At 68.5% G+C, this 3006-nt stretch carries 2 protein-coding genes and 1 tRNA gene; 2 read left to right on the forward strand and 1 reads right to left on the reverse strand.

The annotated features are described in order from the left end of the window. Positions 1–104: 104 nt before the first annotated feature. On the reverse strand, positions 105–1862 hold the full coding sequence (gene ggt, locus AC1DCG_RS24960; RefSeq protein ID WP_477028304.1) for a gamma-glutamyltransferase: 1758 nt from the start codon (positions 1860–1862) through the stop codon (positions 105–107). A gap of 287 nt (positions 1863–2149) precedes the next feature. Between ggt and AC1DCG_RS24965 the strand changes: the two genes are divergently transcribed. Continuing rightward, positions 2150–2226: transfer RNA gene (locus tag AC1DCG_RS24965), tRNA-Arg, on the forward strand. A gap of 227 nt (positions 2227–2453) precedes the next feature. Continuing rightward, complete coding sequence (locus AC1DCG_RS24970) at positions 2454–2672, forward strand: hypothetical protein (RefSeq protein WP_477028303.1); 219 nt, start codon at positions 2454–2456, stop codon at positions 2670–2672. The last annotated feature ends 334 nt before the right edge of the window (positions 2673–3006 follow it).

The raw sequence follows: 3006 nt of genomic DNA on the forward strand, positions 1-3006 counted from the left end.
GAAGATGCTCCCCCTCTGGGGGAGCTGTCGCGGAGCGACTGAGGGGGGCAGCGCCGGCGCTACCCCCTCCGGCCCTCCGGGCCACCTCCCCGGATCTACCGAAACTACTCCAAACCTTTGGCCACGCCCTCGCGGCGCGGATCCGCGCCGCCTTCCAGCTTGCCGCCGGCGCGCACGATCACGCCGTGCAGGCCCGAATTCTCGTTCTGGCCTTCCTTGACCATAACGCCGCGCGCCTGCAGGGCGGCGGTCAGTTCGGGGCCGAAGCGGTTCACCTCGCCCGAGAACACGTCGCCGCGCGCCACCAGGTTGGGCAGGGCCACGGCGTCCTGCATCGACAGGCCCCAGTCGAACACCCCGACCATGGCCTTCAGATTGTAGGACAGGATGGCCGAGCCGCCCGGCGAGCCGACGGCGGCCAGGAACTTGCCCTTCTTGTCCAGCACCACCACCGGCGACATCGACGAGCGCGGACGCTTGCCGCCGGCCACGGCGTTGGCGCCGGGCAGGCCGTCCTTGTCGGTCGGCGCGAAGTTGAAGTCGGTCAGCTGGTTGTTGAGGAAGAAGCCGCCGACCATCCGGCCCGAGCCGAAGATGCTCTCGACCGTGGTGGTCATCGACACCACGTTGCCGGCCGCGTCGACGATGACGAAGTGGGTGGTGCCGCCCGGCTCGACCGTCGAGTCCGGGCCGACCTTGGGCGCGCCCTTGGGCAGGCCGAAGCTCGGGGCCGGGCCGGCCGTCTCGCCGATCAGCTTGGCGCGTTCCTTGATATAGGCCGGCTCCAGCAGGCCCTCGACCGGCACGGTCACCTTGCCGGGGTCGCCGACATAGCGGTCGCGGTCGGCGTACATCACCCGCTCGGCCTCGGCGATCTGGGTCCAGGCGACCGGATCCTTGGGGCCGCGTTTCGCGATGTCGGTGTGCTCGAGCATCAAGAGGGCCTGCAGCAGCGACACGCCGCTCGACGACGGGTTGGGCACGCAGACGCTGTAGACCTTCCACGGCCGGCACAGGGCGTCGGCCGAGCGCGGCTTGTAGGCTTTCAGGTCGGCCAGGGTCATGGCTGACGGCCGCTCGCCCTCGTGCAGCTTGGCGACGATGGCCTGCGCCAGCGGGCCTTCATAGAGCGCCGAGGCGCCCTCGGCGGCCAGGCGGCGCACGGTGGCCGCGTAGGCCGGGTTCTTCAGGGTGTCGCCGGCCTGGTAGCGCCGGCCGTCGGGCTTGGTGAAATAGGCGGCCGCGTCGGGCGTCTGGCCCTGGGGCGCGCGGCCGTTGATCATCGAGGCCAGGCGCGGGCTGACGACGAAGCCCTGGTCGGCCAGCTGCTCGGCGTCGAGGAACAGGCGGTCCCAGCCGATGGCGCCGTGCTCCTTCTGGGCCTGGGCCAGCATGGCCACCGCGCCCGGCACGCCGGTCGAGCGGCCCGACAGCACCGCGGCGATGAACGACACCGGCTTGCCGTCCTCGCCCAGGAACAGGGCCGGGGTCGCGCCGGCCGGGGCGGTCTCGCGGCCGTCATAGGCCGTCACCTTGCCGGTCCTGGCGTCGTAGAAGACCATGAACGAGCCGCCGCCCAGGCCCGAGCTCTGCGGCTCCACCAGGCCCAGCACCGCCTGCACGGCCACCGCCGCGTCGACGGCCGAGCCGCCTTCACGCAGCACCCGCAGGCCCGCTTCCGTCGCCAGCGGATTGGCCGAGGCCACCATGCCGCGCGGGCTGTAGGCGGCCGCGGCGCCAGAGGTCTGCGGAGCGGTCTTCGGGATGGTCGCGGCCGCCTGCGGCCCCATCGCGGTCGCGCAGCCGGCGATCCCTCCGCAAGCGGTCAGGACGGCGAGGGCGGCGAGAACGGGCAGGCGCATGGGCGGATCCTTCGGAAGACCTGGCGTTGGGGCGCGGAACGGGCCGTCGAAGCGTCGGAAATCCGACTCGGACGGCGGAGATTCGACGAACCATGCCCCCGACGCCGCCACCACGCTCGCGAAAAATCGCTCCCGCGCGTCCCTGCGACATCTTTTTCTCGCCCGAAAACCCTTATGCGCCAAGGGATCGAGCACTTATCCACCGAACTTGGCGACTTTCTTACGACAAGACGCTTGCGCACCCCCGGGGTACGGGGTATCTCCCCCGCCTCGCCGCAAGGCAGTGCGCGCCCGTAGCTCAGCTGGATAGAGCATCAGACTACGAATCTGAGGGTCGGACGTTCGAATCGTTCCGGGCGCGCCATTTTCTCCAAGAAAATCAACATGTTGAGAATTGGCCGCGCAGGCGGCCCGTTACAAATCCTCGTTTGTAATGGGGTTTGTAATGGGGTGGCCGCGTTCTCGGCGCGAAGCGTGGCCAACGGTTCGCCAGCCTCCGCGATTTTTCGCTGACCTACGCCCCGACGCCGACACCGACGAATCGCCAATCCGGGATCCCCTGAGCTACATCTCAGGAAGGGGAGGCTGATTATGGGCTCGAACGACGACGAAGACGCGCCAACACCGCGTCGCTGGGGCGAGCCGATCGGCTGGGTTGGCTGCCTTTTGGCGGCGGTGATGCCCACAGCCGTGCTGAGCACAGTCGTTCAAGCCCTCGAGCGCTCGGCCTTTCCGGCTTTCACGCCTTTGCTCTTCATTGGCCTCTTTACGATGTTGGTCCTGATCGTCCGGCCGTGGACGATGCGCTAGCGCCAATCGAGATGTGGATGGTCGGCAATGGGTGAGGCTCTGGTTGAAGCACTCGGTCGGGTGTGGGGCTGGCGACGTCGTCCAGACGATCTCTATAAGCAGCCGGCGTTCCGGGAATTGGTCTCGGTCAGCGAGGCGCTTTTCCCGCACTCCAAGGGCTCGTTCACGCTTCCCTCAGCGCTGAGTGTCAAACGGCGTTGAAAATTGACCCCCTATCGGCGTCCAAAATTGACCCCTCTGTTGGTTGTCCTGGGCTGGCGGCGAGGCGCGTAGCCATCAGCTAGCGCAGCGCGTCGCCGCCGGGTGAGCTGCGTGAGATTCAGCTGCCCGGAGG

The sequence above is a fragment of the Caulobacter sp. 10L414 genome, from assembly GCF_056395525.1.

Coding starts and splice junctions, on each gene's coding strand:
- ggt (WP_477028304.1), bottom strand. CDS start 1,862: ATGCGCCTGCCCGTTCTCGCCGCCCTCGCCGTCCTGACCGCTTGCGGA.
- AC1DCG_RS24970 (WP_477028303.1), top strand. CDS start 2,454: ATGGGCTCGAACGACGACGAAGACGCGCCAACACCGCGTCGCTGGGGC.